Below are 26,727 nucleotides of genomic sequence, written 5' to 3' on the forward strand. Positions count from 1 at the left end.
GATCGCCGCCGTCAGCGTCGTCTTGCCGTGATCCACGTGACCAATGGTGCCCACGTTCACGTGTGGCTTGGTACGTTCAAATTTCTCTTTTGCCATTTTTTACTCCAAAGAACATTCCCGTGTGTTGGTTTAACGTCTGCACTGGATTGCTATTTCGCTCTGCACGGGAACAGCGCGGCATCCGGTCGCAGACAGCGAAGGCAGGCTCGCAGGAGCGCGACTGCCCGTCCCATTCACTTTGCCCTTGCGGCCATGATGGCTTCCGACACATTGCGTGGAGCCTCGCTGTAGTGCTTGAATTCCATGGTGTAGGTGGCGCGGCCTTGTGTGGCCGAGCGCAGAGAGGTCGAGTAGCCGAACATCTCAGACAGGGGCACTTCCGCCTTGATAGCCTTGCCGCCCCCAACCATGTCCTCCATCCCTTGCACCATACCGCGTCGGCTGGAGAGGTCGCCCATGACCGTACCGGCGTAGTCTTCCGGTGTTTCGACTTCAACAGCCATCATGGGCTCCAGGATCACTGGCTGCGCCTTCTTGCACCCCTCCTTGAAGCCGAAGATCGCGGCCATCTTGAACGCGAGTTCGTTGGAGTCCACGTCGTGGTAGGAGCCGAAGTGCAACGTGACTTTTACGTCCACCACAGGATAGCCTGCCAGAACGCCCTGATTGACCGCTTCGTTGATGCCCTTTTCGACTGCGGGAATAAATTCTCGCGGCACCACGCCACCCTTGATGGCATCGATGAATTCCACCCCTTTGCCGGCTTCGTTCGGCTCAATCTTGAGCACCACGTGCCCGTATTGCCCCTTACCGCCCGACTGACGCACGAACTTGCCTTCGGCCTCGTTCACGGTCCCGCGGATGGTTTCGCGGTATGCCACTTGCGGCTTGCCAACGTTGGCTTCGACGCCAAACTCGCGCTTCATGCGATCGACAATGATCTCCAGGTGCAACTCGCCCATGCCGGCGATGATGGTCTGGCCGGATTCTTCGTCGGTCCGAACACGGAATGATGGGTCCTCTGACGCCAGACGATTCAGGGCGATGCCCATTTTTTCCTGGTCGGTCTTGGTCTTTGGTTCGACAGCCTGCGCAATCACAGGTTCGGGGAATACCATGCGCTCCAGTGTGATGATGGCGTTCGGATCGCACAGCGTTTCACCAGTCGTCACTTCCTTCAGCCCGACACAGGCAGCAATGTCGCCGGCGCGGATTTCTTCCACTTCCTGACGATTGTTGGCGTGCATTTGCACGATCCGGCCGATTCGTTCGCGCTTGCCTTTGACCGCGTTGTAAACGGTATCGCCCTTTTTCAAGACGCCGGAGTACACACGAACGAAGGTGAGCTGCCCGACAAACGGATCAGTCATCAGTTTGAATGCAAGAGCGGACAGCTTCTCATCATCACCAGCCTTGCGACTGGTCGGCTCTTCGTTTTCGTTGGTGCCGGCCACCGGCGGGATATCCACGGGCGAAGGCAACAGCTCGACCACCGCGTCCAGCATACGCTGCACGCCCTTGTTCTTGAACGCCGTACCGCACAACATGGGCTGAATTTCGCAAGCCAGCGTCCGGGCGCGCAGACCCGCCGTGATTTCTGCTTCGGAGAGGTCGCCCTCTTCGAGGTACTTGTTCATCAGTTCTTCGGAGGCCTCGGCCGCCGCCTCGACCATCTTCTCGCGCCACTCCTTGGCTTGTTCGACCAGATTGGCGGGGATGTCTTCGAAGGTGAACTTCATGCCTTGTGAGGCTTCGTCCCAGATGATGGCCTTCATCTTGCGAAGATCCACCACTCCGGTGAAATGCTCTTCGGCCCCAATGGGAATCACGACCGGAACCGGATTGGCCTTCAGACGCAGTTTCATCTGATCGTGAACTTTGAAGAAATTGGCGCCCGTACGGTCCATCTTGTTCACGAAAGCCAGCCGCGGAACCCGATACTTATTTGCTTGGCGCCAGACGGTCTCAGACTGGGGTTGCACGCCGCCGACAGCGCAGTAGACCATGCACGCTCCGTCCAGAACACGCATGGACCGCTCCACTTCAATGGTGAAGTCCACGTGACCCGGGGTATCGATGATGTTGAAGCGGTGCTCGGGGAACGAGTTGTCCATGCCACGCCAGAAACAGGTGGTTGCGGCGGATGTAATCGTGATGCCGCGCTCCTGCTCCTGCTCCATCCAGTCCATCGTGGCCGCACCGTCGTGCACTTCCCCGATTTTGTGATTAACACCGGTATAAAACAGGATACGCTCGGTTGTGGTGGTCTTGCCGGCATCAATGTGTGCCGAAATGCCGATATTGCGGTAACGCTCAAGGGGCGTATTGCGTGCCATGAAAATTCTCCATTGATGATGTACTAAAGCCCGCCAGCCCCTGGTTGGGGTTGCGGGCTCGCTTCTGACGTTCTGCCGGGCATCGATGACGCCCGCACGAATCAGAAGCGGAAGTGGCTGAACGCCTTGTTGGCTTCGGCCATACGGTGCACTTCGTCACGCTTTTTCATGGCGCCGCCACGGCCTTCGGTGGCCTCCATCAGCTCGTTGGCCAAGCGCAACGCCATGGATTTTTCGCCACGCTTGCGGGCGGCTTCCTTGATCCAGCGCATCGACAAGGCCAGGCGACGGACCGGGCGCACTTCCACGGGCACCTGGTAGTTGGCGCCACCCACGCGGCGGGATTTGACTTCCACCATCGGTTTGACGTTGTTGATGGCAGTGGTGAAGAGTTCCAGCGGATCTTTGCCGGTCTTCTTTTCCATCGTTTCGAGAGCGCCGTAAATGATGCGCTCTGCAACAGCTTTCTTGCCGCCTTCCATGATCACGTTCATGAATTTGGACAGCTCAACATTGCCGAACTTCGGATCCGGCAAGATTTCACGTTTAGGGACTTCGCGACGACGTGGCATTTTTCACCTCTTTGCTTCAGTTGGCACCTTTGCAGGCACCGCGAGAGTTAACTGATAAGACTCTCACTTACTCGACCCAAACCCGGGTCACTTCGTTCATCTGCTGCGCCACACAGCAAACAAACACCATTTGCTTTTCAGATCCAAACTAATTGGCCTTGGGGTCAGCTCAATTTACTTGGCCTTTGGCTTCTTCGCACCGTACTTGGAGCGAGACTGCTTGCGGTCTTTCACGCCTTGCAAGTCCAGCGAACCGCGGACGATGTGGTAGCGCACACCGGGCAAGTCCTTGACACGACCGCCACGAACCAGCACCACGCTGTGTTCCTGCAGGTTGTGGCCTTCGCCGCCAATGTAGGAAATGACCTCGAACCCGTTCGTCAGGCGCACTTTGGCAACCTTTCGCAGCGCGGAGTTCGGCTTCTTCGGCGTCGTGGTGTACACACGGGTGCACACGCCGCGGCGCTGAGGCGAGTTTTGCATCGCGGGGCTCTTTGACTTGGTCTTTTCGACCTCGCGCCCCTGACGCACCAATTGATTGATGGTTGGCATTGAAAAAACGTCCCTAAACGTTCGAAAAACAATAAACGCTTCTCCGCCCCAAACGCGGAAAAGCTCTCCAGTATAGCGCGGCGAGGGCTTCTACGCAAATCCTGACGCGGCTTGACACGGCGTTCACCGCTTCAACGGATCAAGCTTCAGCGAATCCAGAGCCGCAGGGCATCCCAGGCGCGGCCGATCACACCGGACTCGCCAACCTCATCGAGAACCTGCAGCGGCACATCAACCAACACCTGCTCGCCCCGGCTGACCCGCAGCGTTCCCAGCGCCTGCCCTTGGCGCAAGGGCGCGACCAGCGGATCCGGTCGCAGGACCTGTGTCTTGATCTGGGCTGCTGCCCCGGACGGTACCGCAACCACAATCGCCTGCCCCCGGCCCAGCGGCACATCGGGGCGGACGCCTTTCCAGACTTTCGGCGTCACCACAGCCTGGCGCGCTTCAAAGAGCTTGACGGGCTCGAAAGCGGCATAACCCCAATTGAGCAGCTTCTGCGCTTCTGCAGCCCTTGCCTGTTCACTGGCGGCACCCAGAACCACCGCCAGAAGACGGCGCTCACCGACATTCGGATACGGGCGCTTTGCGGTGGCGACAAGACAGTAGCCCGCCGCATCGGTATGCCCTGTTTTCAGACCGTCAACCGTCGGATCGCGAAAAAGCAGCAGATTCCGGTTGGTTTCGTTGGCCGCCGGAGTGCCCGGATAGCGGTAGCGCTGGATCGCGTAGTAATGCATGAACTGCGGAAAGTCCTGAAGCAGACGCGTTGCCAGCAGGGCGAGATCTTTCGCGCTGGTCTGATGCCCGGGTGCGGTCAGCCCTTCCGGATTGTGGAAGCGAGTTCCTTTGAGGCCGAGGACACCGGCCTGTTCATTCATCAGCCGAACAAACCGGTCAACCGAACCGGCCACCCCTTCTGCCAGGGCCACCGTCGCGTCATTGCCAGACTGGACGATCATGCCCTTGAGCAAGTCATCGACCGGCACGGTCATCCGGGGATCGATGAACATGCGTGACCCCGGCATCTTCCAGGCCCGCTCGCTGACCGGAAGCCGCTGCTGGAGGTCCAGCTTTTTCGACTTGAGCGCATCAAAAACGACATATGCCGTCATGAGTTTTGTCAGCGAAGCCGGTTCGACTGCGTCGTCCGCATTGCGGCTAGCCAAGGTCTGACCGGAGGACAGGTCCATCAGCACATACGCGCGTGCTGCAACCTCGGGGGGCTCTGGCAATTGAGCCCAGGCAGCCGGGCTTTGGATCAGGAACAGAAAAAGGGCCAGCAACAGGCTCGCAAATCGGCAGCTCATGGAAACAACTCGGGAGAATGAAGATGACGCAAGACGACAGAGGGTCAGCGGTCGGGGTGAACAGCGGCCTCGCTGACAAGGTGGCGCGAGACCAGTGACTTGAGAAGGTTCAACTGCCCATGGAAGAAATGTTCGCCACCCGGAACCACCGTAACCGGCAAACCTTGCGGTCGCGCCCAGTCAAGCACCGCAGCCAGCGGCACCGTTTCGTCTTGCTCGCCGTGGATCACCAGGACATGCGAACGAAGCTCCTGCGCTATCTCCGGCACCGCGAACCGGGAAGCTGCGGTGCCGACCAGCACCACCGGTCGCACCAAACGGCTGGCGCCGATACGCGCCAGCGTACTGGCGGCAACAAACGCGCCGAACGAAAAACCGGCCAACGCGACGACCTGATCGGTGGGGCCGACCTGGGCAAGGACCGCGGCCATGTCGTCAACCTCACCAACGCCGTGGTCGTACTGCCCCTCGCTGGCACCGACCCCCCGAAAGTTGAACCGTATCGCCGACCACCCCGCGTGGACAAACGCCCGTGCCAGTGTCTGGACCACCTTGTTGTTCATGGTGCCGCCGAACAGAGGGTGGGGATGCGCAATAACCACTGTCCCGGCACCGGGAGCCGGGTGGGGCGGCGTGTCCACCAGCGCTTCCAACAGCCCCACCGGCCCGCTCAGTGTCAAGGCTTTGGTGTGCAGGTTCACGTCCGTTCCCCGTGGCCGGCTGCACGACCAGCCATACATGACTTGCCCATCGATCGGAAGCCGTTCACCGGCCCAGGTGCGCCGGTGTCAGCAGTCGCTGCACCACCTGCCCGCGCTGCAGATGCGAGGCGACAATCTCGTCAATGTCGGCTTCATCGACATAGGTGTACCAGACGCCTTCGGGATACACCACCAGAACCGGTCCACCCGCGCATCGGTCGAGGCAGCCCGCCTTGTTGACCCGGGTCTGGCCCGGGCCGGCAAGCCCCAGGGCCTTCACCCGGGCCTTGCACCGGTCAAACGCTTCCTGCGCACGATGCTGGGCACAACAGGCTTGCCCGTTGGTGCGTTCATTCAGGCAAAAGAAGACATGGTGGCGGTAGTAGCTGGTGGAATCACTCATGACCCGATTTTAGGGCGCTACCGGCGCATCAGCGAGGCGGGGTCGGACTCGCGACCGGACAGTCGCATCAGCAGATAGCCCAAAGTTGCGAACGGCCAGAGCCAGCCAATCCATTGCGCAAGCCCGTGAAACCGGATGAATCTGCCTTGTTCCCACGCCTGCAAGGTCTGCGAGAAATACGCGCCCTGAGGCGCATTGTTGAGCAGGGCCAGATGCACGGTCACCGCGACCAGCGCCAAGGCGGCGCACCCCCGCCGGGGCAAGGGCACGGTGATCAATGCCGCCACCAAATATCCCAGCAGCCCGGCACGAACCGGCGGGGTCAGCCACGCCCATGCATGAGCAGGCCCGAAACTCAATGCTGCCGAGAGTGCCGATACGCCTACGGCGACGAAGGCCAGGACCAATCCCAGCGCGACACGCCGAACGCGGTCGCGGACAACCGAGTAGGCCAACAGGCAGGGCACCAGAGCGCCCAGCAGCACCGCGACCAGTTCCGCGCCGGGCAGCAGGGGTTGCAGTTCCACTTCGCGCACTGGAACCCACTCCAGAAAAGGCGTATCCATCAGCCAGTCCGCCAAAGTCTCTTCCAGACGCTCCAGAACCTGCCCCAGTCCCAGCGGAACCGGTGCAGGAAACAGCAAGGCCGGAGGCCACAGAGCCAGCAGCACCAGTTCTGCCCGCGTGCCAGGCACGAACCAGCGGTCACGAAACTGGCTCCAACGCGTCAGCAAGCCCAGTTGCAAGCCCAACCAGGCAATCAGACTACCGCAAAGCGCGCCGAGGGTATTGAGCCCCCAGTCCACGTTGGAGGGAACCCGCGACGGCAACAGGACCTGCATCGTCTCCAGGCCGAGCGACCAGGCCGACCCCACCACCGTGGCGACCAGCACCGCACCGAAACGCCAGCCGCTGCGCAACAGGCCCAGCGCCACCAAGAAGCCCAGCGGTCCGTAGCCGACCAGATTCGCCGTGAGGTCAAAGGCAGTCCAGTAGCGAGGCCAAGGCAAGGCGAGAAAGCTCCACAGCGAACCCGGTGGCAAGCGCCACCCGTCGAACGGGTACAAGCTGGCGTAGGCAATGAGTACCGCAAAACACAGGGCCAAAGGCCATGCCAGCGATCGGTTCATTGCGGCGGCCTTTCGGTGGGAATAGCCTGCGTCAGAACGGTTTGAGAACCACGAGCAGCACCGCAACCAGCATCAGGATCACCGGAGCTTCGTTGAACCAGCGGTACCAGCGGTGGCTGCGCCGGTTCTGGTGGCCCGAAAACTGCGCAAGGATCCGCGCGCACGCATGGTGGTAAGCCAGCAGAACCGCCACGACCGCAAGTTTCGCGTGCATCCAGCCATTGCCCGGCCCTTGACCTATGCCATACCCCAGCCAGAGCCACAGCCCCAGGCCGAGTGCAGGGATGGCCAACAAGGTCATGAACCGGAGCAACTTGCGCGCCATCAGCAACAGTCGTTCATATTCCGCCACCGATTCCGAGGGCACCATGGCCAGATTGACGAAGATGCGCGGGAGATAGAACAGACCGGCAAACCAGCTGGCGATGAAGACGATGTGGAGGGCTTTGATCCAGAGCATGGCCGCAGTGTAAGGACACAGGGGTCGCGTCCGGCGTGGCAAGGCAGAAAAAAAACCCCAGCCACACGGCTGGGGTAACAAGCCTTTTTGCTGTCACACATCAAGGCCCCGCTCAGGGAGGAAAAGCGGGGGGCACCGAAGCGCCCAATCAAACTTTAGCAAACACGGCGCCGCATCACAAGGGCTCCCGAAGGATTTCGCGACACTGTCCGATCAGGGAAACCACGTACACGTGCCAACCGGGGAGCGGCCGCGCGCTATCGGCGATCGCGTTGTTCGGGCACAATTTTCCGCATGACCCCCTACGCCCCCTACCCCCATGGCCGCCCGCGCCGCCTGCGCCGCGACGAATTCACCCGCAACCTGGTGCGCGAGCACGCAGTCGGCGTCAACGACCTGATCTACCCCGTCTTCGTGCTCGAAGGACAAGGCCGGCGCGAGGCAGTGGCCTCCATGCCCGGCGTCGAGCGCCTGAGCCTGGACCTGCTGCTGCCAGTGGCCGAGGACTGCGTGAAGCTCGGCATCCCGGTGATGGCGCTGTTTCCGGTGATCAGCGCGTCGTTGAAAGACCCGGTGGGCAGCGAGGCCGCCAACCCCGACGGCCTGGTGCCCACGGTGGTAAGGGCGCTCAAGAAGGAATTCCCCGGCCTGGGCGTGATGACCGACGTGGCCCTGGACCCCTTCACCAGCCACGGCCAGGACGGCCTGCTCGACGACACCGGCTACATCCTGAACGACGAGACGGTCGAAGTCTTGGTGAAGCAGGCCCTCACCCAGGCCGAAGCCGGCGTGGACATCGTCGCCCCCAGCGACATGATGGACGGCCGGATCGGCGCGATCCGCGCCGCGCTGGAAGCCAAAGGCCTGATCCACACCCGCATCATGGCCTACAGCGCCAAGTACGCCAGCGCCTTCTACGGCCCGTTCCGCGACGCGGTGGGCTCGGCCGCCAACCTGGGCAAGAGCAACAAGAAGGTCTACCAGATGGACCCCGGCAACAGTGACGAGGCGCTGCGCGAGGTGGCGATGGACATTGCCGAAGGCGCCGACATGGTGATGGTCAAACCCGGCATGCCCTACCTGGACATCGTGCGCCGGGTGAAGGACGAATTCCGCGTTCCCACCTTTGCCTACCAGGTGTCCGGTGAATACGCGATGCTCAAGGCCGCCGCCGCCAACGGCTGGCTGGACCACGATCTGGTGATGATGGAAAGCCTGCTGGCCTTCAAGCGCGCGGGCGCCGACGGCGTGCTGACCTATTTTGCCCGGGATGCCGCCCGAACGATCCTAAAGATATAGCATTCAAAGACCGTTTCACGCTGGGTATTGACCATTTCTAGCATAAATCGCTTCCTGGCGACACCGGCGGACTGCCACCATGCGAATCTTCCACATAGAGCCACGCGGAGCGCGTGAACTGGCCGACCTGCCCGGGCAGGCACCGACCGAAGGCTTCGTCTGGATCGGGGTGACCCGACGGGAATTCGAAGTGGAGCAGGCCCGAGTCCAGGGCGCGTTACACCGCCTGGCCGGTTCCGGCCTGCTGGACCTGCATGTCTCCGACCTGCTGAACAACCAGTTGCCGTCGCATCATGACTTCACCTCGCAGTACGACGTGCTGGTGTTTCGGCGGCTGGCCACAGGGCTCAGCGAAACGGACCTGTCCCGACCGGGGGAGCCGCTGAGCCGCCCCACGCGCCGCTCCGGCCCGCCCATCCTGCACCGGATCGATACCAGTCCGGTCGGTTTCGGGATTTTCGACACGGTCCTCTTGACCGTCCACCCGGCCAGCTGCACCGTGCTCGACACCTACGCCACCCGCCTGATCGCCAGCCAGCGCGCCGATGAACGGGGCGCCGGCGTACGGGCGCCGGCCAGCCCGGCCGACCTGATGCTGCGCATCGTCAACCACATGGTGGACGGCTATCTGGAGCTGCGCCGGGAGCTGACGCGCCAGCTCGATCACTGGCAGGATGAACTGCTGGACCCCCATGCGCCGTTTCGCAACTGGACCGCACTGCTGGATGCCCGCTTGACCTTGCACCAGCTCGACGACATTTGCGCCGACCAGCGCGACACGCTGGAAGACTGGATCGAGGCCGTTTCGGCCTGGCCGGATGCCGACACGGATGCGGGCCGGCGCGACCGCGAACTGCTGCAGGTACGCAGCCGGGATGTCCTGGAGCACATCGAACGGGTGGTGCACCATGTCCGGCGCCTGGAGCACCATGCCGAAACAGCGGTCCAGATCCATTTCGCGGCGCAAGGCAACCGCACGAACGACACCATGCGCACCTTGACAGCACTGACGGCCATCTTTCTGCCGTTGAATCTGATTGCCGCGGTCTTTGGCATGAACTTCGAGTTCATCCCGCTGTTGCACGAAAAAGCGGGATTCTGGTGGGCGCTGATGGGAATGGTGGGGGTCGGTCTGGCGATGGGCCTGTTCTTCTGGCGCAAGCGTTACCTCGCGCGCAGCGGCCGCTGAGCCCGCGCAGGGCCGCCTCAGACGTAAGGCGGCTGCAGTCCCTCTGCCGCCAGCACGCGCCGCACCGCCGGGCGCTCCAGCATGCGCTGCAGGTACGGACCCAGGCGCGGACGTCCGCGCGCCGGCAGCGCGGCAAAGTTCCGGGTCCAGCGGCACAGGGTGAACACGTAGGCATCCAATGCGCTGTAGCCGGCCCCCATGAACCAGTCCTGTCCGTGCCGGGCGAGTTCGGCATCCAGCTGATCGAGAAGCCCGGCAATCTTGTGTTCGGCCGCGGCCCTGACCTCGTCGGCCCCCGCGGCGTTGCCCTCCGCCACCCAGCGTTCCGGGTAGAAATAGACGATCAGCGCGGTCTGCAGTGTGTTGGTGAGCCACATCAGCCACTTGTAGAACTGCGCCCGCGCGACGCTTCCCACCGGTGGCGCCAGCCCTGCCTGGGGATGGGTGTCACACAGGTGCAGCACGATGGCGGCGGTTTCGTACAGCACCAGAGGCCCGCCAGGCGCGTCGTCCTGCACCAGCACCGGAATCAGGCCGTTGGGGTTGAGCCGCAGGTAGGTCGGGGACTTGTGGGCATCGACCGTGCGATCCACCAGCACCCGTTCGAACGTAACGCCCAGTTCTTCCAGGAGGATGTGCGGCACCATGCTGGCGGTGCTGGGATAGTGGTGGAGCCGAATCATGGTTCGCTTTCCGACGGGAATGGAGTGGACGCAGGTCGCCAGACCCGTCATTTCAGGCCGAACAGCCCGGCCCCGTTCTCCCAGGCCACCTTGCGCGCCACGTCGGGCGGCAGGTCGCCCAGCCAGGTGCGGTAACCGGCCATGGTGTCTTCGTAGTACATCCAGCGCTGGTTGACCCAGGTGTCGGAGCCGGTCAGAAAGCGCCCAGGGTACTTGAGCATCAGCGCGCGCCATTCGGGACACAGTTTGCCACCGTCACAGGTGAGGCCTGGCCGATAGGAGAGTTCGCCCATCAGGCCCGGATATTTCGCCAGCAACGCATCCACCCGCTCCACCGGGGTGCCGCCGATGCCGGTATGGGCCCAGATCAGCCGTGCCTTCTGGCCTTGGGACGGGGTGGCCGCCATCAGCAGGTCGATGGCCACGTCGTCCACATGGGCGAGCACCACCAGATTCTTCTCCTCGGCCAGCGCCATCAGCTTCCTGGCCACCGGCCCGTTGGCATTGGCACTGTCGTAGAGATGGAACTCGCCGATGCCGCGGTAGGGGCCGGCGCCGGTGCCGCGCGCCAGTTCCGCCACCACCATGTCGTAGATGGTGTCGTCGCGAAACCAGCTGTTGTAATCGGCGCGGTTGCGGTAGAGGCGGATGAAGGGCACCACGGTGACGCCGGCGGCACGGGTTTCGGCCCGGGCTTCGGCCAGCGCCCGGGTGCCGTCGTTGGGCCGGGAGTTGGCGACGATGGCTTTCACCCCCGCGCGCTGCATGCGCGCCAGCACATCCGCCAGCGGGTGCGGGCCGGTCTGGCCGTTCCAGGCCTCCTCGTTGTAGTGCAGATGCGCGTCGAACAGCGCTCCCCGGTACTGGGCCTGGACGCTTCCGAAAAAAACTATCAAAAATATAGCTGCAAGCGACCTTTTCATGCTGGGTATAGCCCTCAAACACCCCAAAATCCGATTCGTCATCATGCCCACCGTTCCTGACTACGCCAGCCGGGTCGCGAGATCGGGCGCGAGGGGGCTGACGCCATCGCGCGCCGCCGTTCACCCGACATAGCGGGCGAAAAAAGCCAGCGTACGTTCGCGGGCAAGCGCGGCGGCGCCGGCATCCCAGGCACCCCGCTGGTCGCAGTTGAAGCCGTGGTGGGCCGCATAGACCTGCACCTCCACGCCGGGCTGTGCGGCCTGGAAGGCCTGCACCGTGTCCAGCGGAATCCAGCGGTCCTGCTCGCCGAAATGCGCCTGCACCGGCACTCGCGGCACGCGGGCCGCCTCCTCGGGTGTGGTCATGCCGCCGCCGTAGTACGGCACCGCGGCAGCCAGGCCCTTGAGGGTGCAGGCGGCGCGCCAGGTCAGCAGGCCGCCCCAGCAGTAGCCGACGATGCCGACCTTGCCGCCGGATACCTGTGCCGCGTGGTCGATGGCGGCCTGGATGTCGGCCATCACGCCCGGCGCGGGCAACGCTTCGACCGCCATCTTGTAGCCGAAGCCTTCGGTCATGTCGGCCTCGCCATAGCCCAGTTCCACCCCCGGCTTGACGCGGTGGAAGGTCGACGGCGCCACCGCCAGGTAGCCGGCAGCCGCATAGCCGTCGGCCACGGCGCGGATGTGGGCGTTCACGCCGAAGATTTCCTGCAGTACCACCACGGCGCCACGCGGGGCGCCGGCAGGCGGCGCGACATAGGCGGGGAACACGAATCCGTCGGCGGCGGTGATGACGATGAAGGTGCCCATACAAAGCTCCGATGAAACAATTTGATGCGGTCGGGTTTCAGGCGCGCAGCGCCCGCTCGACGAAATCCAGGCGATCCTGGCCCCAGAAAATCTCGCCCCGGATGACGTAGCTGGGCGCCCCGAACACACCTGCCTCGATGGCGGCCTGGGTGTCGCGTTCGTAGCGCTCCTGCACGTCCTGGCGGTGGGACTGTTCCAGCCTCGCGGAGTCCATGCCTTGTTCGTGCAGCAGCGCGCCCAACACCTTTTCATCGGCGATGTTGCGCTCCTGCGCCCAGCAGGCTGCCAGGATGGCGCCCGTCAGGCGCATCGCGGCGTCGGCGCCGTCCAGCATATCCACCGCAATGATCAGCCGTGCCGCGTCGTCGCCGCTGACAGGAAAGTAGCGCGGGTGCAGGTTCAGGGGTGCATTCAGATGCCTGGAAAAGCGCTGCAGTTCCACCAGGCGGTAGGCCTGCCGCTGGGGCGCGCGCTTGGGCAGTGGCAGGCCACCGGAAACCGGGAACACCTGCCCCAGATCTACCGGGAGCACCCGCACCGTGGCGCCGGTCTCGCGCGCCAGCGCGGCAAACCGGGCGTGGCCGAGGTAGGTCCAGGGGCTTTGGGGCGCGAAGTAATAGTCCACAGTGTGACGCACGGCAGTCTCCGATCGGGTTGTAATAGGGGGTCGCCAACCGCTTTGTACCCGGATTGCGTGAAATCTGCCGAAGTGCTCCCATGAATCAACCCGTATTGCTCATCACCGGAGCCAGCCGCGGCATCGGTGCGGCCACGGCGCACCGCGCCGCGCGCGAAGGCTGGGCAGTGGCGGTGAACTACACCACCCATTCGCTGGCCGCCGACGAGGTCGTGCGCAGCATCCGCGCCGCCGGCGGCAACGCCATTGCCGTGCAGGCCGACGTCGCCGACGAGGCGCAGGTGCTGCGCATGTTCGAGCGCATCGACGCCAGGTTCGGCCGCCTCGATGGTCTGGTGAACAACGCCGGAGTGGTCGATTTCACCGCCCGGCTCGATGAGATGGACATGGCCCGCTGGCGCCGCATGTTCGACATCAATGTGTTGGGCAGCCTGCTGTGCGCCCGCGAGGCGGTGCGGCGCATGAGCACGCGCCACGGCGGCACGGGCGGCGCCATCGTCAACGTTTCCAGCGCCGCCTCGCGCCTGGGCTCGCCCGGGCAGTATGTGGACTACGCCGCCGCCAAGGGCGCGATCGACGCCTTCACCCTCGGACTGGCCAAGGAGGTCGCGGCCGAGGGCATCCGCGTCAACGCCGTGCGCCCCGGCCTGATCGAAACCGACATCCATGCCAGCGGCGGCCTGCCCGACCGGGTGCGCGACCTGCAGCACCTGGTGCCGATGCAGCGCGGCGGCACCGCCGCCGAAGTGGCCGAAGCCATTGTCTGGCTGCTGTCGCCAGCGGCCAGTTACACCACCATGAGCCTGCTGGACGTATCCGGCGGGCGCTGAAAACTTGGAAACCATGACCCCCCCGACCATCCGCTACTACTGGGAAGACATGCCCGTGGGTTTTGTGCGCGACCTGGGCACCGTGACCCCCACCCGGGAGGCGATCCTCGATTTCGCCCGCCAGTTCGACCCGCAGCCTTTCCATCTCGACGACGAGGCGGCCAAGGCCTCGGTTTTCGGCGGCCTGTGCGCCAGCGGCTGGCACACCTGCGCAATGGCCATGCGGCTGATGGTGGACCACTTCCTGTCCGAGGCTGCCAGTCTGGGCTCGCCGGGGCTGGAGTCGATCAAATGGCTCAAACCGGTGTTTCCCGGCGACACGCTGCGCCTGCAGCACCGGGTGGTCGACAGCCGGCCGCTGGCCAGCCGGCCCGAAGTAGGCCTGGTGCGCACCGTCTGGGAAATGTTCAACCAGCGCGGCGAGCAGGTGCTGCACATGGAAGGCTACGGCATGTTCCGCCGGCGCCATCCGGCGTCGCAAGTCTCGCCTGCAAAAATGGCACCCTCCGCCGGAAATGCTCCTGCAGGCTGATTTCGCAAATTAACCAAAGGTTCTTCCGCCAGCTGAAGCCGATTGGAGCGCGCAGTTCCATGTGTAGGCTCTCCGGAAAAAAGCTCCAACGCACCCGATTCCGAATCAAGATATCCGACCCATGACCCAGAGAAGCGATGGCCTGCAGTTGGTTCGAGCGTTTGCCGCATTGTTGGTCGTGGGCTTTCATTTCACGCCACATTTGCCACCTGACTTCCAGAAGATCTCTCACTGGGGATTCATGGGTGTCGACATCTTCTTCGTCCTGAGTGGCTTCGTTGTCGCCTTGAATTCGGAATCGGCTACCGGTTTCGGGGGTGCCAGCCGATTCCTGATTAAGCGAAGTCTGCGCATATATCTGGGGTACTGGCCGGTATTGGCCTTATGGATCGTCGTCGCAGAACTGCTTTTCAACCAGTCGCCGAACATCGCGCACCTGTGGTCCAGCCTGTTGCTCACAGACACCTCCATGGCCAGGCAATGGTTGCCGGTCGCATGGTCTTTGGCGTTCGAAATGCTGTTTTACTGCATGGCTGCGGTATTCATCGCAACGATTCGGCCGAACTGGCGACTGACGGGCTATGCCTGTCTGTTTTTGATCTTGGTGACGTGGAACATGTATTGGCTGGTAGCGCGGCGAGACGAAGTGCTGGCCGGCGTGCAACCTTGGCGCGGCATTCTTTCGGCGTATGGAGTCGAGTTTCTTGCGGGCGCCATGCTGGCCGGCGTCCGAAAGAATTTTCGATGGCACCCACAGTGGCTCCCGTTTCTGCTCGGGTTGGCTGGACTGGGTTTCAGTGTGGGCTCGTTCTCCGACTGGTTTGACAAGGTGGAGTTGCTACGAGCGGGCTCCTTCGGCCTGATCGGCGTGTCGGTGGTACTTCTCGGATGGCTCTCTCCGGTTGGTGATGCCGGCCGGTCCCGCGACAGACCAGCACCACTCCTTCGCGTTGGGGTCTCAATCGGCAATGCATCCTTTGCGCTGTATCTTCTGCACCCGATCGTGCTCGAAGTAGGAGTGTGGGCGGCATCTCGGTGGAGCCCGACAAGCACCGGCGAACCGGCCTTTCTGTCCGCCATGTTTGTTGCCTGCGTGTTGTTTGCTTGGGTGTGGTACCGGATTCTTGAACGCCCGATGTACGACTTCGCGGTAAATCAGCTCCTGACTCGCCCATTTTCGATCGACCATCGCGCCGCCGGATCTTGAGAGGTTTCAGATGGGAGTGGCTCGGGCTGAGGTGTGGCGCACATTTATAACCCGCACAATCGCCGCCATGGACTTCAAACCGCTGATCACGCTGCTGGCCATCGTCAACCCGCTGGCCATCGTGCCGTTCTTCATCCACTACACCCAGGGATTCCCGCGTGAGCAACGCCGGCGCACGATCTGGATTTCGTCGTTCAGCGCCTTCGCGGTCATCGCCACCAGCGCGCTGCTGGGGCTGCAGATTCTGGAGTTTTTCAGCATTTCGCTGGCCAGTTTCCAGGTGGGCGGCGGCATGCTGCTCCTGATCAGCGCGATGAACATGCTCAACGCCCAGCCCGCCGAGGCCAAACCCAGCACCCACGAGTTGGAGGACGGCGCCGAAAAGGCCGCCATGGGCGCCAGCATTGCGGTGGTGCCACTGACCATCCCGTTGCTGACCGGCCCCGCCACCATGTCCACCGTGGTCATTTATGCGGACAAAGCCAAGTCATTCTGGCAATTGGCGACGCTGGTGGGGTACGGCGCGGTGATTGGCCTGGCGACGGCCGTGTGCTTTTCACTCGCGGGACCGATCGCCCGGGTGCTGGGCAAGACCGGCATCAACGTCATGACCCGGCTGATGGGCCTGATCCTGGCCGCGCTGGCGGTGGAGGTGATGAGCGACGGCCTGCACAAGCTGTTTCCGGCCCTGTCGCGCTGACGGATTGGCCCGGGGACGGCCAACCGACGGATTTATTGAAGATTTTTGGCCATACCCAGCGCAAAATCGTCATTCTTTGCTATTGTTTTCGATGAGCCGCATCATTTGATGTGTGGTGTTGCGCAGCCGCTGGGCCAACAGCTGTGTCAGCTTGACCAGCAGTTTGGCGCCCACGGTCGGGTGATCGCGAATCAACCCGGCAATGGCAGCACGGGTCAGGATGGCCGCTTCGACCGGCTCGATGGCGGTGCAGGTGGCGAAACGGGGCTCCCCATCGAGCATGGACATCTCGCCCACCGCCGCGCCGGGACACAACACGGCCAGCCGTTCGGGCGGGGCATCAGCGGCCGGCGCCACGCCTTTGCGCGTCACGGGGCGTTTGGTGACATCGACGGTACCGTCAAGAACCAGCAGCATCCAGTCGCCGCGTTCGCCCTCTCGCACCAGGACACGCCCGGGCTGTGCCCGAACGAACCAGACGGCCTGGGCCAGGGTATCGAGCTCTTCCAGGGTAAAGAAGTCCAGCAACTGCGACTGCTGCAGCCACGGTGCGCTGCGAACCGACAGCGGCGCCGGCGACTCGACCCGCTCCAGACCCTCGCGGGTCAGCCAGTTCTCCAGGTTCGTCGGCGCCTGCATCGCCGGCTCAGCGCAGGTTCTGGCGGCCCAGCCACTGAGCGAGGGCGTCCACGGCCGCGTCACTGGCGGCGGTCAGTGCGCGCACGCCACCGCCGGCGTCGGCGCTGGGTGCCGGGCGCTCGGCGCTGAACACCTGGTGCACCGGCAGGCGCCGCTCCGCCCCGCGACCGCCTGCCGCAGCGGGCGGGATGAGTGTCGCCCGCAGGCGCACCAGTGCGCGCGAGCGGTCGGGTGCGTCAAATACCTGGCTGAACTCCTCCAGCTCCAGCTTGAGCTGCGCCACCGGCGCCTGGCCGGCTTCGAACACAGGTCGATCCTGTTCGAGCCGCGTGCGCAGGCGCTGACGTACCAGATGCGCGGGCGGCATGCTCCAGCGGGCCTGGGCATACGGCCGCAGTTCATGCACGTCTGCGTAGGCCAGGCGGTAGAGCACCGGCACGGCATCCAGCGCGGCCAGCGCATCGGCCTCGGCAAGTACCACAGGCAAACCGGCCACCGCGGGCGCCGGTGGCGCAGCGGCCGCAGACACCGGCCCGAAGTCGTACACCGCCACCGGCAAGGGCTTGTCCGGCAGCGCGGCGCAGCCCCCGAGCAGCGCCAGCGCCAGCGGAAACAACCGGAACGAAAGAAGGGGTGTTTTCATGGGAATGTCTTTCAACGGGCCACCGGCACCGGCGCCACAAAGCCGGCCTCGCCCGGGCCTGGGGGTGTCGGGCCGGTACCGAACAGCAGGGACTGCGGGTTGTCCCCGACGATCTGCGCCGCCCGGCCCACCTGACGGCTGGTCCGCGCCAACTCGTCACCCACGGCGTTCAGACGCGGCAAGCTCTGCTCATTGAGCGTCGCGGCGCCCTGGGCCAGCGCATCGGCGCCGTGGCCCAGGCGCTCGACCAGGCCACTGTCGTCCAGGCGTTTGAGCGTCTGGCGCAGATCGTTGACAGCCAGCCGCGTATCCGACGCCGTGGCCTGCAGCGCCTGCATGGCGCCACGGGTGTCCTGCACCAATTGCGGAATGGGCGTTCGCACCGGCCCCAGTTGCTGGTCCAGCAGCGTGCCGATATCGCGGGACAGCTTGCCCACACTGGCGGCGGATTCACCCATGCGGCCGACCGCGCCGAGCAGCGCGGCCTGGTTGTCGGCGGCCAGCAGCTGGTTGAAACGCCTGGCGGCCTCTTCGAGCTGCCCCAGGGTGCGACCGCCTTGCTCCGTCAGGCGCCCGATCAGACCGGGGCGGACCGGAATCCGGGGTACGCCGCCATCCGCCGCGACCAGCGGTTCGCGTGAGGTGCCATCGTCATCGAGCTGAACGTGGGCAATTCCGGTCAGGCCCTGATAGCCGAGGGTCGCCACGGTCGAGCGGGTGATTGGCGCTTTGGTGTCGATCGCGATTCGCATCAGCACGTTACCGGGGATCTGCGGGTCAAAGCCGATGCTTTGCACCTTGCCGACCAGCACACCTTTGAGCCGAACACCCGCCTGCACATTCAGGCCGCTGACCGCCTCCGGGGAGCTGATCTCGTATTCCGACCGGATCGAGCCATCGCGCGTCAGCCACCAGGCCATGGCCAGCAGCAAGGCGGCCACCAGCAGCACAAAGGTGCCGGCGGCCAGAGCGTGGGCTTTGTTTTCCATCGAGTCGTACCTCCTAGACCACAAACGGGTATTCGCGCAACAGCTCCATCGCGCGCTGCCCCCGCTCACCCAGGAAAAAATGGTGAATGAACGGATGGGCAAACGCTACCACCTCCCGCGGCGGCGCGTTGACAATCACACGCTGGTCGGCCAACACCGCCACCCGCGTGCTCAATTCGAACAAGGTGTCCAGATCATGGGTCACCATCACCACCGTCAGGCCCAGCTCGCGGTGCAAGGATCGCAGCAGCGCGCAGAACTCGTCGGAGCTGTCCGGGTCCAGTCCGGCCGTCGGCTCATCCAGCAGCAGGAGCGGCGGGTCCATGATCAGCGCCCGCGCCAGGGCAACCCGCTTGATCATGCCCCCCGACAGCTCGGACGGCATCTTGTGGGCGTGTTTGACATCCAGTCCCACCATCTGCAGCTTGAGCAGGGCGGCGTCGCGAATCAGTTCATCGGGCAGGCATTTGAGCTCGCGCAGCGCGAAAGCGATGTTCTCCAGCACCGTGAAGGCCGAATAGAGTGCGCCGTGCTGGAACAGCATGCCGACGCGACTGGATGCCCCTTGCCGCCCCATCTGTTCGGCGCTTTCGCCGAGCACCGTCACGGTCCCGCGCGCCGGGCGGGCAAGACCCAGAATCTGACGCAGGAGCACGGTCTTTCCGGTCCCCGAGCCGCCGACCAGCGAGAGCATCTCTCCGGACGCCACCTGCAACTGCAGGTCCTTGTGCACCACGATGTCGACCCCGGCCTGATGGAACACGGTCCACAGGCCGCGGATGTCGATCACCGGGTCGGCGGCGGGCACGGCGGGAACGGTGGAAGTCATGCTCAGATTCCGATGTTCTTGAACAGCACGGCAAACAGCGCATCGATCAGGATCACCACCGTAATCGAGGTCACCACCGATGCGGTGGTTCCCTGGCCCAGACTCTCGGTGTTGGGTTTGACCCGCAAACCGTAGTGACAACCGACCAGCGCAATCATGATTCCGAAAACCGCCGACTTGCCCATCGCCAGCCAGAGGTTGCTGACCTGCACGGCCCGCGGCAGGTTGTTGACGAAGTACGCCGGCGTGATGCCCAGCGCCAGGTCGGCCGCCAGCATGCCGCCGATCAGCGCGGCCAGGGTGGTCCAGAGGGTCAGCAGGGGCATGGCCAGCGCCAGCGCAATGGCCCTGGGCAGAACCAACCGGAATCCCTGGGATATCCCCATGACTTTCATCGCGTCCAATTCTTCCGTCACCCGCATCACGCCGATCTGCGCGGTGATCGCCGAGCCCGAGCGTCCGGCGATCAGTACCGCCGCCAACACCGGGCCCAACTCCCGCACCAGTGACAGGCCAAGGATGTTGACGATGTAAATCTCTGCCCCGAATTGCCGCAACTGCTGCGACGTCAGGTACGCCAGCACCACGCCGATCAGAAAACCGACCATGGCGGTAATCGGCAATGCCGTCGCACCGATGTGATACACATGACCGGAGATGTCGCGCCACGGCCCCTGCCGCGGAGCACGGGCCAGGCGCGCGATGTCCAGCACCAGTTGACCTATCAGTGCCACGGCGTCGCGCAGGTGGTCGACCAGTACGAGCAGGAAATTGCCCAACCCCAGGAAACGCTCCCAGATCGAACGCCGACGCGGAACGGGCGGTGGAACACTCAGGCGGGCCACACGCTCCAGCACCGCCCGGTGCTCGACCGACACCACCAGTTGACCGGGCCATTGGCGACCCCAATGGTTCCAGAGTATCTGGGCCCCCAGGTGGTCCAGGCGGCGCAGCGCGCCAAGGTCCCAGTGGGCATCCAGCGACGGCCCGACCTGGTCCAGCGCACCGGCCAGACTGTCCCATTGCCCGCTTGCGGACACGGCAGCGGCAGTCCAATGGCCGGTCACCGCCACCCGGTCCGGGGCGTCGGCGGTCAGGCGCTGGCGCTCGATGATGGGTGGCGAAGAAGCTTCGGGCATGGGGTGCGGTGCGAGTGCGGTGATGGTAGCGGAGGCTTCGCCTGGCGGGGGTCGATCGCCGCAGCCGGCGGGACTCCTTCCCCGGCAGCTCACCGGCGCCCGCTTTGCGGTATTGTCGTGATCATGCGCCACGAACGCACCCCCCTGGTCTCGGTGGTCATGCCGGCCTACGACCGCGCCGACCGCGTCGGTGCGGCTGTCGAATCCATCCTGCAGCAGAGCCTGACCGACTTGGAACTGATCGTCATCGATGACGCCTCCCGCGACGGCAGCGCCTCGATTGCAGAGCAGTTCCGTGACCGCCGCATGACCGTGGTGCGGCTGCCCGCCAACCTGGGCAACGCAGCGGCCCGAGACATCGGCATGCAACTCGCGCGCGCGCCCTTCCTGGCCGTCATGGATTCGGACGACATCAGTCTGCCGCACCGCCTGGAGCGGCAACTGCATTTCCTGGAGACAAACGCCGAAGTGGATCTGCTGGCGGCTGATGCGACTCGGGTTACCGGCCCTTTGCGCGAGCCGATGCGCTGGCCCCGCGATGACGGGCAGATCAAGGCGATGCTGCTGCATGTTGACGGCGCGATGATCCATCCGACGGTGGTAATGCGCAGCGCCTTCGTGCGATCGTGCGGCATCCGCTACACCGCCGCCATGCGAACCGATGCCGACAATGATTTTTACGTCCAGGCCATGGCGGCCGGAGCGCGCTTTCACAACCTGGGCGAGCCGTTGCTCGACTACCACCGCCACCCGGGCAACGTCACCAACGACCCCCTGTTGCGGCAGCGCAAACGCAGTGTGCGCCGGCGGGTTGCCGGGCTTTTTTTCCCCGAATTGCGGGGCGTCGAAATTGAAGCACTGATTGCCACTTTCGATCCGACCGGCCCGCTGACCGTGCAACAGGCCGCGCATGGACTGAGTGCCCTGGACCATGCGCGGTTGGAGGAGCGTTCATTCTTCGGCGAAAGCCGCGCCCAGGTTCGCCTGCTGGTGGATGAACGCCGCGCAGCGCTGGTGCGGGCCTTGCAGCGGGTCGGCGAGGCCTGAGCGCTGCGACCGCGTCGCTCGCTCATCGGCGCCGTCGTTCGACGGCGTCCCACCCCATAAATGAATACCTAAGTATTTACATAACCCATTGATTTCATGTGGTATTTACAACAAAGAGTCCCCCACCACCGAACCGAATTACCGGAAAACCACACAAAAACCGAGAACTAATGCCGCAATAACACAAACTGGATTGACATTCGCGTAACGGCTCGTAACGAAACCCATCAACTGCAAGCGCGCTTCCTACAATTTCTCCACGGCCAAAGGGCTGGAGTTTCCCGTTGACGTGGCCGACCAAGAGTCAAACAGCATGAAAATTTCAAAAATCAGTCTCGCACTGGCGATCGGCTTCGCGGCTGCTTCTGCCTCGGCACAAACCGCCAACATGGCGGTTTCGGCCACCATCGCCGGTTCCTGCAGCCTTGTCGCCAACCCGCTGGCTTTCAGCGTCTACGACCCTTTGGCCGCTTCCCCTCTGGACGTTGCCACCACCGTCGCCGTTACCTGCACCACCGGTGCCGGCGCGACCTTGGCCATGGGCCCGGGTCTGAACGTGACCGGAGCCGGCGCGGGGGCACAGCGCCGCATGCGCGTCGGCGCGACGGCCAACTACCTCAACTACTCCATCTTCCAGCCGTCCGGCACGGCGCCGGGTGACGCCTGCGCCTACACCGCCGGCTGGGGCAATGGCACCACCGCCGGAGCGGTGCTCGCCATCGGCGCGGCGCCGGGGCCCACCGCCCGCAGCTACAACGTATGCGGTCGTATTCCCGCCGGGCAGTCGTCGGCAATCGGCAGTTATGTCGACACCGTTGTGGTCACCGTCACCCTCTGATTGATCGCCCCCCATTTCTTCCTACTCGTCTCGAACGGAGTTCCCATGTTTTTCAAGAAGTCCCTCCTCGCGCTCGGCCTGACCTTCGCCGCCGCCGGCGCTTTCGCCCAAACCACCGGCAACATCAACGTCAGCGCGACCGTGCAGGCCGCCTGCACCATCACCACCAACAACCTGGCCTTCGGCAACTACAACCCACTGTCGGTTTCCCCGAGGCAGGTCGACACCACCATGGATGTGACCTGTAGCGTAGGCTCCGTCCCGACGGTGTCCCTCGGCGCCGGCAACAACGTGTTGGGGAACCAGCGGCGTATGGCCAATGGCACCGAGCGCCTGAACTACAGCATCAACCAGCCCAGCGCCAACACCCCCGGTGCAGGCTGCGTCTACACCACCTCCTGGGGTGATGGCACGGTCGCCGGGGCCGCGCTGCTCTTGACCGCTGCGCCCAGCCTTGCCGCACGGACCTACAACGTCTGCGGCGAGATCCCGGCCGGCCAGAGTGCCGCGACGGGCAGCTACACCGATGTGGTGGTCGCCACGGTGTCGTTCTGACGCGGCACGGTCCGCTGAGCCCCCGAATGGCCCGCTCGCGGGCCATTTTTCTTGGTTCTCCCCCGTGGTTCAGTTCGCCCCGCGCCGCTACACTGCAGCCATGCAACGCTCCCTGATTGCCGCCTTGGTCGCGCTGACCTTCGCCAGCGCCGGCATCACCCATGCCGGCGAGTTTTCCATCACACCGGTTCGGCTTGATCTGGCCAGTTCGGCACGGTCCCAATTGCTGTCGGTGACGAATCTGGGCTCGACACCCGCCCGCTTCATGGTTCGGGCGGCCGGCTGGACCGTCAATGAGGGCGGCGGAGTGGATCTGGTGCCCGACGACAGTCTGCTGGTTTTTCCGGCCAGCTTCACCATCCCGCCCAAAGGCACCCAAAACGTGCGTGCCGGCACTGACCTGGCACCCGCCGATGTGGAGCGCACCTGGCGTATCGTGCTGGAAGAACTGCCCGACCCCAACCCCACAGCCCAACAAGGCACCACCATCAACGTGTTGTCGCAGCTGTCGGTTCCGGTCTTCATGGCGCCGCGCCAGGTTCGCCGTGAGCTGAAGCTGGGCCCACCGGCCGTGGACGGCAACCAGGCCCGCATCCTGGTAGCCAACACCGGCAACGTCCACGCCCTCGTGACCGCCGTTTCCCTCACCGCGCTGCGTGAGCAGCAGGTCCTGGCCGAAGGGCGCAAGGAGGGCTGGTACCTGCTACCGGGCAGCCAGCGAACGTACGCCATCACCGGCACGGCCGCGTGGTGTACGTCCGGGGTCAACCGCTTCGAGTTGCGCGCCTTTGATCGCGATGGGCAACAGCTTGCCCAACAGGCCCTGGATGCCCGCGAGGTTTGCCGCTAGCACCTTGCGCGAACACAGGCGAAGGGGCGGCGGGTGGGTGCTTGGCCTGCTGCTGGTGAGCAGTCTGAAACCAGCATGGGCGCAAACCCCGCCGGAGCGGCCAGCGCTGTCCTCATCTGCCGCGAATCGGGCCCCATCGGCACCGACGGGCCTGCAGCGGCTGGTTCTGCCGCTGGTGACCAACGGAAGCCCGCGCGATCCGGTGACCGCCTGGATAGGCGACAACGCGCTGTGGCTGAAGGTCGAAGATCTGGTGAACGGCGGCATGCTGGAAGGCAAGGTTCCCCGCGAACGGATTCGAATGATCCGTGACCAGGCCCATGTTCGCCTGCAGGAATTGGCTGACCTGCTGGAGTACCGGTTCAACGAGGCCGAACTGAGTCTGGTGGTCGATTTGCGCCAGGAGGCCATGACGGTCAACGCGGTCAACCTGTTGCAGCGGCCTGCGGCGCCATCGGACAGACCGGCGCCCGTTTCTGCGGCCTACCTGAACTATTCGCTGGTGGGTGCCAGCGGTACCGCCCCGACCCTGTTGACCGAATGGGCTGCCAGCTACCGCGGCCACTCCCTGCTGGCGCAGTGGGTCCGCGACGGACAGGGGCGGTCCTACCGCGGCCCGGTCAGCCTCAGCCTCAATGAGCCGGAACAGAAACGCCAGTGGGTCCTTGGCGACACGCAGTGGCCGGGAACCAGTTTGTTGCCGGGCCTCTCCCTAGGCGGTGTGAGCGTGCGCCGCTTCTACGATTTCGAGCCCGGCATCGTGACGACACCCACCATGGGACTGCGCGGATTCGCCACCACACCGTCGACCGTGGAGATACAGGTCAACGGCGCCGTGGTCTCGCAACGCCCCATTCCTGCCGGCCCGTTCGAGCTCACCGGCATTCTGGCGCAAGCGGGGAGCAACGAAGTGGTCGCCATCATCCGGGACGCTTTCGGACGGGAAACCCGGCTCAGCGGCGAATCGCTGTACGGTTCGCCGTTGCTGCTGCAGCCGGGCCTGTCCACCTTCGCCCTGGCGATGGGGCAGCAGCGGGTGGGCGGCACCGGTCCGGCGCCCGCCTACGGCGACACGGTGGTGGCCGGGCAGTTCAATGTCGGCCTTCGACCCTGGCTGACGGTCGGTGCTGCAGCCCAGGCTGCGCCGGACCATGTGGCTGCGGGCGGCGAAATGACCGCGACCGGCCGGTGGGGTGAATGGAGCGGACAGGTGGCGGGCACCCGCACACCCGAGGGCAGCGGCGTGGCGCTGGCCTTGAGCTACCGGCTGAGCACGCCCCAATGGAGCATGCAGGCCGCCACGGTGCGTCGCCAACGACGCTTTGCCGAAATCGGTGCGGTGGACACCGGCCAGGAACGGCTGCTGGAGCAGACCGAATTTTCGCTGGGCCGACGCTTGGGCGGGGTGGACTGGGCATTGCGGTACAGCCAGCGGCTGACCACCGCGCCCGGGCGAAGTCAGCGCTGGAGCCTCGCGGCCAGCCGCCGCTGGAGCAGCCATCTCAACACCCAGCTGGAATGGTCGCGCCAGACAGGCGCGATCACCGAGACGGCGGTTTCCCTGATGGCCAGCTATTCCCTGGACCCGGAGCACAGCCTGACAACGATTGCGCGCCGGGAAGGCGGGCGATGGTCCGGCTCTGCGGATGTCACCCGGACGCCGCAGACGGCGTTCCGCACCGGGTACCGCTTGTCCCACAGCTGGGCCGGCGACGGTCGCACCCGCCAATCGGCCGTGGTCACACGCGATACCCGGCTGGCGCAGCTGGAACTGCAAGCCAGCCATGAAGCCGGGCGGACGCAGGGCGCTTGGCGCGTTTCGGGTGCCGTGGTGGCCGTTGACGATACCGTGGGACTGACACCGCCGGTGCGCGACGCCGTGGTGCTGGTCCAGGTACCCGATGCGCCGCAGGTCCCGGTCCGGGTCGAGGGACGGGAGGTTGGCCAGACCGACGAGCGGGGTCGGTTGCTGGTCCCGGGCCTGTCGTCGTATTCACGGCAGCGGGTATCCATCGATACCGACGCCCTTCCTTTGTCCTATGAAGTCGGCACGGTCGAGCAACGGGTGAGCGCCCCCCTGCGCGGGGCCGCCGTCGCGAACTTCGAAGTGAAGGTTTACCGCGCGACCATGGGTCGCATCCTCGACCCGGAAGGCAAACCTTTCGTCAATGCGGTGCTGATCCTGCCCGATGGACGCCGCGTTGCGACCGGGACCGCCGGCGATTTCGTGATCGAGGGAGCCGCCCCGTCCGGCACCGCCCGCGTCGAACGCCCCGGAGCGCAGCATTCGGGCTGCACGGTCCGATTCCCGGCGCCGGCTTCAGACCGTTCTGCTTTTGTCCGGATGGGTGCTCTACCATGCACACCATGAGTCTGGTCCGTCCTGCCCTGCGATTCGCCGCCTTGACCGCATTGGCCGTCGGAGGACTGCTGGGCGCCACTGGGGCAAAAGCCCAACTGGCGTGCAATTTACGATCGGTCCAGCCCGTGTTGTTCGGCGCCTACAACCCCTTGAGTGCCAACCCACTGGATGCCCAAAGCAGCATCACCGTCCGCTGCACCGGCCTGGGAATCGGCATCATGAGAATCCAGATGGGGCCGGGCCTTGCCGGCACGGTCGGCAACCGGCAGATGCAGCAGGGTTCGTATCGGTTGTCGTACGGGCTCTATACCAACAACGCCCGGACCACCGCCTGGGGCGACGGCACGGCCGGCACGTCGGCGGTCGTGCGGCTGGTCTTCACCGGGCTGGAGTTCACCCAGCAGATTTATGGGCGCATTCCGCCCGCGCAGAATATGCCGGTAGGGCCCTACTCCGACCAGCTGATCGTTCAGCTCGATTTCTGAGATCCCCTTCGTGTGAGATCGATCGCTTCATCGCCCGCGAGGCCTCTGGCCGAGCCCCCGCCCACCGTCACCCGAGG

The 26,727-nt window shown here is 64.5% G+C and carries 30 protein-coding genes; 12 read left to right on the forward strand and 18 right to left on the reverse strand.

The window, feature by feature from the left end; all coding sequences use genetic code 11:
• From AC2EBU_RS15645 to AC2EBU_RS15685, 9 genes are all read right to left on the reverse strand, one after another.
• Window positions 1–96, reverse strand: a 96-nt coding sequence (locus AC2EBU_RS15645) for a GTP-binding protein (protein ID WP_039011239.1), incomplete at its 3' end; no start/stop codon positions are given.
• A gap of 137 nt (window positions 97–233) precedes the next feature.
• A complete protein-coding gene (gene fusA, locus AC2EBU_RS15650; RefSeq protein WP_484611378.1) occupies window positions 234–2,336 on the reverse strand; it encodes an elongation factor G in 2,103 nt (700 codons plus the stop codon).
• A 101-nt stretch (window positions 2,337–2,437) separates the two neighbouring features.
• The gene (gene rpsG / locus AC2EBU_RS15655) at window positions 2,438–2,908 is read right to left on the reverse strand and encodes a 30S ribosomal protein S7 (protein WP_484611379.1); all 471 of its coding nucleotides are present in this window, start codon (window positions 2,906–2,908) and stop codon (window positions 2,438–2,440) included.
• 174 nt (window positions 2,909–3,082) lie between these two features.
• Entirely contained in the window at window positions 3,083–3,460 is a 378-nt protein-coding gene (rpsL, locus tag AC2EBU_RS15660) for a 30S ribosomal protein S12 (protein ID WP_055837642.1), read from the reverse strand.
• A gap of 146 nt (window positions 3,461–3,606) precedes the next feature.
• The gene (locus AC2EBU_RS15665; RefSeq protein WP_484611380.1) at window positions 3,607–4,770 is read right to left on the reverse strand and encodes a D-alanyl-D-alanine carboxypeptidase family protein; all 1,164 of its coding nucleotides are present in this window, start codon (window positions 4,768–4,770) and stop codon (window positions 3,607–3,609) included.
• A 44-nt stretch (window positions 4,771–4,814) separates the two neighbouring features.
• Window positions 4,815–5,471: an alpha/beta hydrolase gene (locus tag AC2EBU_RS15670; RefSeq protein ID WP_484611381.1), complete on the reverse strand. Its 657-nt coding sequence runs from the start codon at window positions 5,469–5,471 to the stop codon at window positions 4,815–4,817.
• Window positions 5,472–5,535: 64 nt separating this feature from the next.
• On the reverse strand, window positions 5,536–5,874 hold the full coding sequence (locus AC2EBU_RS15675; RefSeq protein WP_484611382.1) for a (2Fe-2S) ferredoxin domain-containing protein: 339 nt from the start codon (window positions 5,872–5,874) through the stop codon (window positions 5,536–5,538).
• A gap of 17 nt (window positions 5,875–5,891) precedes the next feature.
• Window positions 5,892–7,004 (reverse strand): VanZ family protein, encoded by a 1,113-nt coding sequence (locus tag AC2EBU_RS15680; RefSeq protein ID WP_484611383.1) that lies wholly within the window; start codon window positions 7,002–7,004, stop codon window positions 5,892–5,894.
• Between the two features lie 31 nt (window positions 7,005–7,035).
• On the reverse strand, window positions 7,036–7,464 hold the full coding sequence (locus AC2EBU_RS15685; RefSeq protein ID WP_484611384.1) for a CopD family protein: 429 nt from the start codon (window positions 7,462–7,464) through the stop codon (window positions 7,036–7,038).
• 294 nt (window positions 7,465–7,758) lie between these two features.
• Between AC2EBU_RS15685 and hemB the strand changes: the two genes are divergently transcribed.
• Window positions 7,759–8,763 carry a porphobilinogen synthase gene (gene hemB / locus AC2EBU_RS15690; RefSeq protein WP_484611385.1) on the forward strand — a complete coding sequence of 335 codons (1,005 nt, stop codon included), beginning with the start codon at window positions 7,759–7,761 and terminating at the stop codon, window positions 8,761–8,763.
• Between the two features lie 79 nt (window positions 8,764–8,842).
• Window positions 8,843–9,952: a magnesium transporter CorA family protein gene (locus AC2EBU_RS15695; RefSeq protein WP_484611386.1), complete on the forward strand. Its 1,110-nt coding sequence runs from the start codon at window positions 8,843–8,845 to the stop codon at window positions 9,950–9,952.
• A 17-nt stretch (window positions 9,953–9,969) separates the two neighbouring features.
• Here the strand turns inward: AC2EBU_RS15695 and AC2EBU_RS15700 are convergent, their stop codons facing one another.
• The 4 genes from AC2EBU_RS15700 to AC2EBU_RS15715 all read right to left on the reverse strand — a co-directional run bounded on the left by AC2EBU_RS15700 (window position 9,970) and on the right by AC2EBU_RS15715 (window position 13,005).
• Window positions 9,970–10,635, reverse strand: a complete 666-nt coding sequence (locus AC2EBU_RS15700; RefSeq protein WP_484611387.1) for a glutathione S-transferase family protein — start codon at window positions 10,633–10,635, stop codon at window positions 9,970–9,972.
• A gap of 47 nt (window positions 10,636–10,682) precedes the next feature.
• Window positions 10,683–11,558, reverse strand: a complete 876-nt coding sequence (locus AC2EBU_RS15705; RefSeq protein ID WP_484611388.1) for an amidohydrolase family protein — start codon at window positions 11,556–11,558, stop codon at window positions 10,683–10,685.
• Window positions 11,559–11,678: 120 nt separating this feature from the next.
• Complete coding sequence (locus AC2EBU_RS15710) at window positions 11,679–12,368, reverse strand: dienelactone hydrolase family protein (RefSeq protein ID WP_484611389.1); 690 nt, start codon at window positions 12,366–12,368, stop codon at window positions 11,679–11,681.
• Between the two features lie 37 nt (window positions 12,369–12,405).
• Complete coding sequence (locus AC2EBU_RS15715; RefSeq protein WP_484611390.1) at window positions 12,406–13,005, reverse strand: DsbA family protein; 600 nt, start codon at window positions 13,003–13,005, stop codon at window positions 12,406–12,408.
• 80 nt (window positions 13,006–13,085) lie between these two features.
• Here AC2EBU_RS15715 and AC2EBU_RS15720 point away from each other — a divergent pair, with 80 nt between their 5' ends.
• The 4 genes from AC2EBU_RS15720 (at window position 13,086) to AC2EBU_RS15735 (ending at window position 16,274) form a co-directional block, all read left to right on the forward strand.
• The gene (locus AC2EBU_RS15720) at window positions 13,086–13,835 is read left to right on the forward strand and encodes an SDR family oxidoreductase (protein ID WP_484611391.1); all 750 of its coding nucleotides are present in this window, start codon (window positions 13,086–13,088) and stop codon (window positions 13,833–13,835) included.
• A gap of 13 nt (window positions 13,836–13,848) precedes the next feature.
• A complete protein-coding gene (locus AC2EBU_RS15725; protein ID WP_484611392.1) occupies window positions 13,849–14,367 on the forward strand; it encodes a MaoC family dehydratase in 519 nt (172 codons plus the stop codon).
• Window positions 14,368–14,488: 121 nt separating this feature from the next.
• Window positions 14,489–15,574, forward strand: coding sequence for an acyltransferase family protein (locus AC2EBU_RS15730; RefSeq protein WP_484611393.1), 1,086 nt, complete (start codon window positions 14,489–14,491; stop codon window positions 15,572–15,574).
• Window positions 15,575–15,641: 67 nt separating this feature from the next.
• Window positions 15,642–16,274 carry a MarC family protein gene (locus AC2EBU_RS15735; RefSeq protein WP_484611394.1) on the forward strand — a complete coding sequence of 211 codons (633 nt, stop codon included), beginning with the start codon at window positions 15,642–15,644 and terminating at the stop codon, window positions 16,272–16,274.
• Window positions 16,275–16,343: 69 nt separating this feature from the next.
• Here AC2EBU_RS15735 and AC2EBU_RS15740 read toward each other — a convergent pair whose 3' ends face one another.
• The 5 genes from AC2EBU_RS15740 to AC2EBU_RS15760 are packed head-to-tail and all read right to left on the reverse strand — an operon-like array spanning window position 16,344 to window position 20,513.
• Complete coding sequence (locus AC2EBU_RS15740) at window positions 16,344–16,913, reverse strand: cyclic nucleotide-binding domain-containing protein (protein WP_484611395.1); 570 nt, start codon at window positions 16,911–16,913, stop codon at window positions 16,344–16,346.
• Between the two features lie 7 nt (window positions 16,914–16,920).
• Complete coding sequence (locus AC2EBU_RS15745; protein ID WP_484611396.1) at window positions 16,921–17,556, reverse strand: ABC-type transport auxiliary lipoprotein family protein; 636 nt, start codon at window positions 17,554–17,556, stop codon at window positions 16,921–16,923.
• Between the two features lie 11 nt (window positions 17,557–17,567).
• Window positions 17,568–18,545 carry an MlaD family protein gene (locus AC2EBU_RS15750; protein WP_484611397.1) on the reverse strand — a complete coding sequence of 326 codons (978 nt, stop codon included), beginning with the start codon at window positions 18,543–18,545 and terminating at the stop codon, window positions 17,568–17,570.
• A gap of 13 nt (window positions 18,546–18,558) precedes the next feature.
• Window positions 18,559–19,374 carry an ABC transporter ATP-binding protein gene (locus tag AC2EBU_RS15755; protein WP_484611398.1) on the reverse strand — a complete coding sequence of 272 codons (816 nt, stop codon included), beginning with the start codon at window positions 19,372–19,374 and terminating at the stop codon, window positions 18,559–18,561.
• 2 nt (window positions 19,375–19,376) lie between these two features.
• The gene (locus tag AC2EBU_RS15760; RefSeq protein WP_484611399.1) at window positions 19,377–20,513 is read right to left on the reverse strand and encodes an MlaE family ABC transporter permease; all 1,137 of its coding nucleotides are present in this window, start codon (window positions 20,511–20,513) and stop codon (window positions 19,377–19,379) included.
• Between the two features lie 123 nt (window positions 20,514–20,636).
• On the opposite strand from AC2EBU_RS15760, the gene AC2EBU_RS15765 reads away from it, so the two are divergent.
• The 6 genes from AC2EBU_RS15765 (at window position 20,637) to AC2EBU_RS15790 (ending at window position 26,650) form a co-directional block, all read left to right on the forward strand.
• Window positions 20,637–21,560, forward strand: a complete 924-nt coding sequence (locus AC2EBU_RS15765; RefSeq protein ID WP_484611400.1) for a glycosyltransferase family 2 protein — start codon at window positions 20,637–20,639, stop codon at window positions 21,558–21,560.
• Window positions 21,561–21,873: 313 nt separating this feature from the next.
• Window positions 21,874–22,398, forward strand: a complete 525-nt coding sequence (locus tag AC2EBU_RS15770; protein WP_484611401.1) for a spore coat protein U domain-containing protein — start codon at window positions 21,874–21,876, stop codon at window positions 22,396–22,398.
• 45 nt (window positions 22,399–22,443) lie between these two features.
• Window positions 22,444–22,953, forward strand: a complete 510-nt coding sequence (locus tag AC2EBU_RS15775; protein WP_484611402.1) for a Csu type fimbrial protein — start codon at window positions 22,444–22,446, stop codon at window positions 22,951–22,953.
• Between the two features lie 100 nt (window positions 22,954–23,053).
• Window positions 23,054–23,803 (forward strand): fimbrial biogenesis chaperone, encoded by a 750-nt coding sequence (locus tag AC2EBU_RS15780; protein WP_484611403.1) that lies wholly within the window; start codon window positions 23,054–23,056, stop codon window positions 23,801–23,803.
• Window positions 23,804–23,858: 55 nt separating this feature from the next.
• Complete coding sequence (locus tag AC2EBU_RS15785) at window positions 23,859–26,174, forward strand: fimbria/pilus outer membrane usher protein (protein WP_484611404.1); 2,316 nt, start codon at window positions 23,859–23,861, stop codon at window positions 26,172–26,174.
• Window positions 26,171–26,650, forward strand: a complete 480-nt coding sequence (locus tag AC2EBU_RS15790) for a Csu type fimbrial protein (RefSeq protein ID WP_484611405.1) — start codon at window positions 26,171–26,173, stop codon at window positions 26,648–26,650. The genes AC2EBU_RS15785 and AC2EBU_RS15790 overlap by 4 nt, the downstream gene beginning before the upstream one ends.
• Window positions 26,651–26,727: the final 77 nt, after the last annotated feature.

The sequence above is a fragment of the Curvibacter sp. T50 genome (assembly GCF_057219955.1).

Bases quoted from the DNA above. Each gene is read 5' to 3' on its own strand.
- AC2EBU_RS15745 (WP_484611396.1), bottom strand. From the start codon at position 17,556: ATGAAAACACCCCTTCTTTCGTTCCGGTTGTTTCCGCTGGCGCTGGCG.
- fusA (WP_484611378.1), bottom strand. From the start codon at position 2,336: ATGGCACGCAATACGCCCCTTGAGCGTTACCGCAATATCGGCATTTCG.
- rpsL (WP_055837642.1), bottom strand. From the start codon at position 3,460: ATGCCAACCATCAATCAATTGGTGCGTCAGGGGCGCGAGGTCGAAAAG.
- AC2EBU_RS15740 (WP_484611395.1), bottom strand. From the start codon at position 16,913: ATGCAGGCGCCGACGAACCTGGAGAACTGGCTGACCCGCGAGGGTCTG.
- AC2EBU_RS15730 (WP_484611393.1), top strand. From the start codon at position 14,489: ATGACCCAGAGAAGCGATGGCCTGCAGTTGGTTCGAGCGTTTGCCGCA.
- AC2EBU_RS15675 (WP_484611382.1), bottom strand. From the start codon at position 5,874: ATGAGTGATTCCACCAGCTACTACCGCCACCATGTCTTCTTTTGCCTG.
- AC2EBU_RS15770 (WP_484611401.1), top strand. From the start codon at position 21,874: ATGAAAATTTCAAAAATCAGTCTCGCACTGGCGATCGGCTTCGCGGCT.
- AC2EBU_RS15685 (WP_484611384.1), bottom strand. From the start codon at position 7,464: ATGCTCTGGATCAAAGCCCTCCACATCGTCTTCATCGCCAGCTGGTTT.
- AC2EBU_RS15725 (WP_484611392.1), top strand. From the start codon at position 13,849: ATGACCCCCCCGACCATCCGCTACTACTGGGAAGACATGCCCGTGGGT.
- AC2EBU_RS15750 (WP_484611397.1), bottom strand. From the start codon at position 18,545: ATGGAAAACAAAGCCCACGCTCTGGCCGCCGGCACCTTTGTGCTGCTG.
- AC2EBU_RS15710 (WP_484611389.1), bottom strand. From the start codon at position 12,368: ATGGGCACCTTCATCGTCATCACCGCCGCCGACGGATTCGTGTTCCCC.
- AC2EBU_RS15705 (WP_484611388.1), bottom strand. From the start codon at position 11,558: ATGAAAAGGTCGCTTGCAGCTATATTTTTGATAGTTTTTTTCGGAAGC.
- AC2EBU_RS15780 (WP_484611403.1), top strand. From the start codon at position 23,054: ATGCAACGCTCCCTGATTGCCGCCTTGGTCGCGCTGACCTTCGCCAGC.
- AC2EBU_RS15700 (WP_484611387.1), bottom strand. From the start codon at position 10,635: ATGATTCGGCTCCACCACTATCCCAGCACCGCCAGCATGGTGCCGCAC.
- AC2EBU_RS15790 (WP_484611405.1), top strand. From the start codon at position 26,171: ATGAGTCTGGTCCGTCCTGCCCTGCGATTCGCCGCCTTGACCGCATTG.
- hemB (WP_484611385.1), top strand. From the start codon at position 7,759: ATGACCCCCTACGCCCCCTACCCCCATGGCCGCCCGCGCCGCCTGCGC.
- rpsG (WP_484611379.1), bottom strand. From the start codon at position 2,908: ATGCCACGTCGTCGCGAAGTCCCTAAACGTGAAATCTTGCCGGATCCG.
- AC2EBU_RS15680 (WP_484611383.1), bottom strand. From the start codon at position 7,004: ATGAACCGATCGCTGGCATGGCCTTTGGCCCTGTGTTTTGCGGTACTC.
- AC2EBU_RS15720 (WP_484611391.1), top strand. From the start codon at position 13,086: ATGAATCAACCCGTATTGCTCATCACCGGAGCCAGCCGCGGCATCGGT.
- AC2EBU_RS15765 (WP_484611400.1), top strand. From the start codon at position 20,637: ATGCGCCACGAACGCACCCCCCTGGTCTCGGTGGTCATGCCGGCCTAC.
- AC2EBU_RS15775 (WP_484611402.1), top strand. From the start codon at position 22,444: ATGTTTTTCAAGAAGTCCCTCCTCGCGCTCGGCCTGACCTTCGCCGCC.
- AC2EBU_RS15695 (WP_484611386.1), top strand. From the start codon at position 8,843: ATGCGAATCTTCCACATAGAGCCACGCGGAGCGCGTGAACTGGCCGAC.
- AC2EBU_RS15755 (WP_484611398.1), bottom strand. From the start codon at position 19,374: ATGACTTCCACCGTTCCCGCCGTGCCCGCCGCCGACCCGGTGATCGAC.
- AC2EBU_RS15760 (WP_484611399.1), bottom strand. From the start codon at position 20,513: ATGCCCGAAGCTTCTTCGCCACCCATCATCGAGCGCCAGCGCCTGACC.
- AC2EBU_RS15735 (WP_484611394.1), top strand. From the start codon at position 15,642: ATGGACTTCAAACCGCTGATCACGCTGCTGGCCATCGTCAACCCGCTG.
- AC2EBU_RS15665 (WP_484611380.1), bottom strand. From the start codon at position 4,770: ATGAGCTGCCGATTTGCGAGCCTGTTGCTGGCCCTTTTTCTGTTCCTG.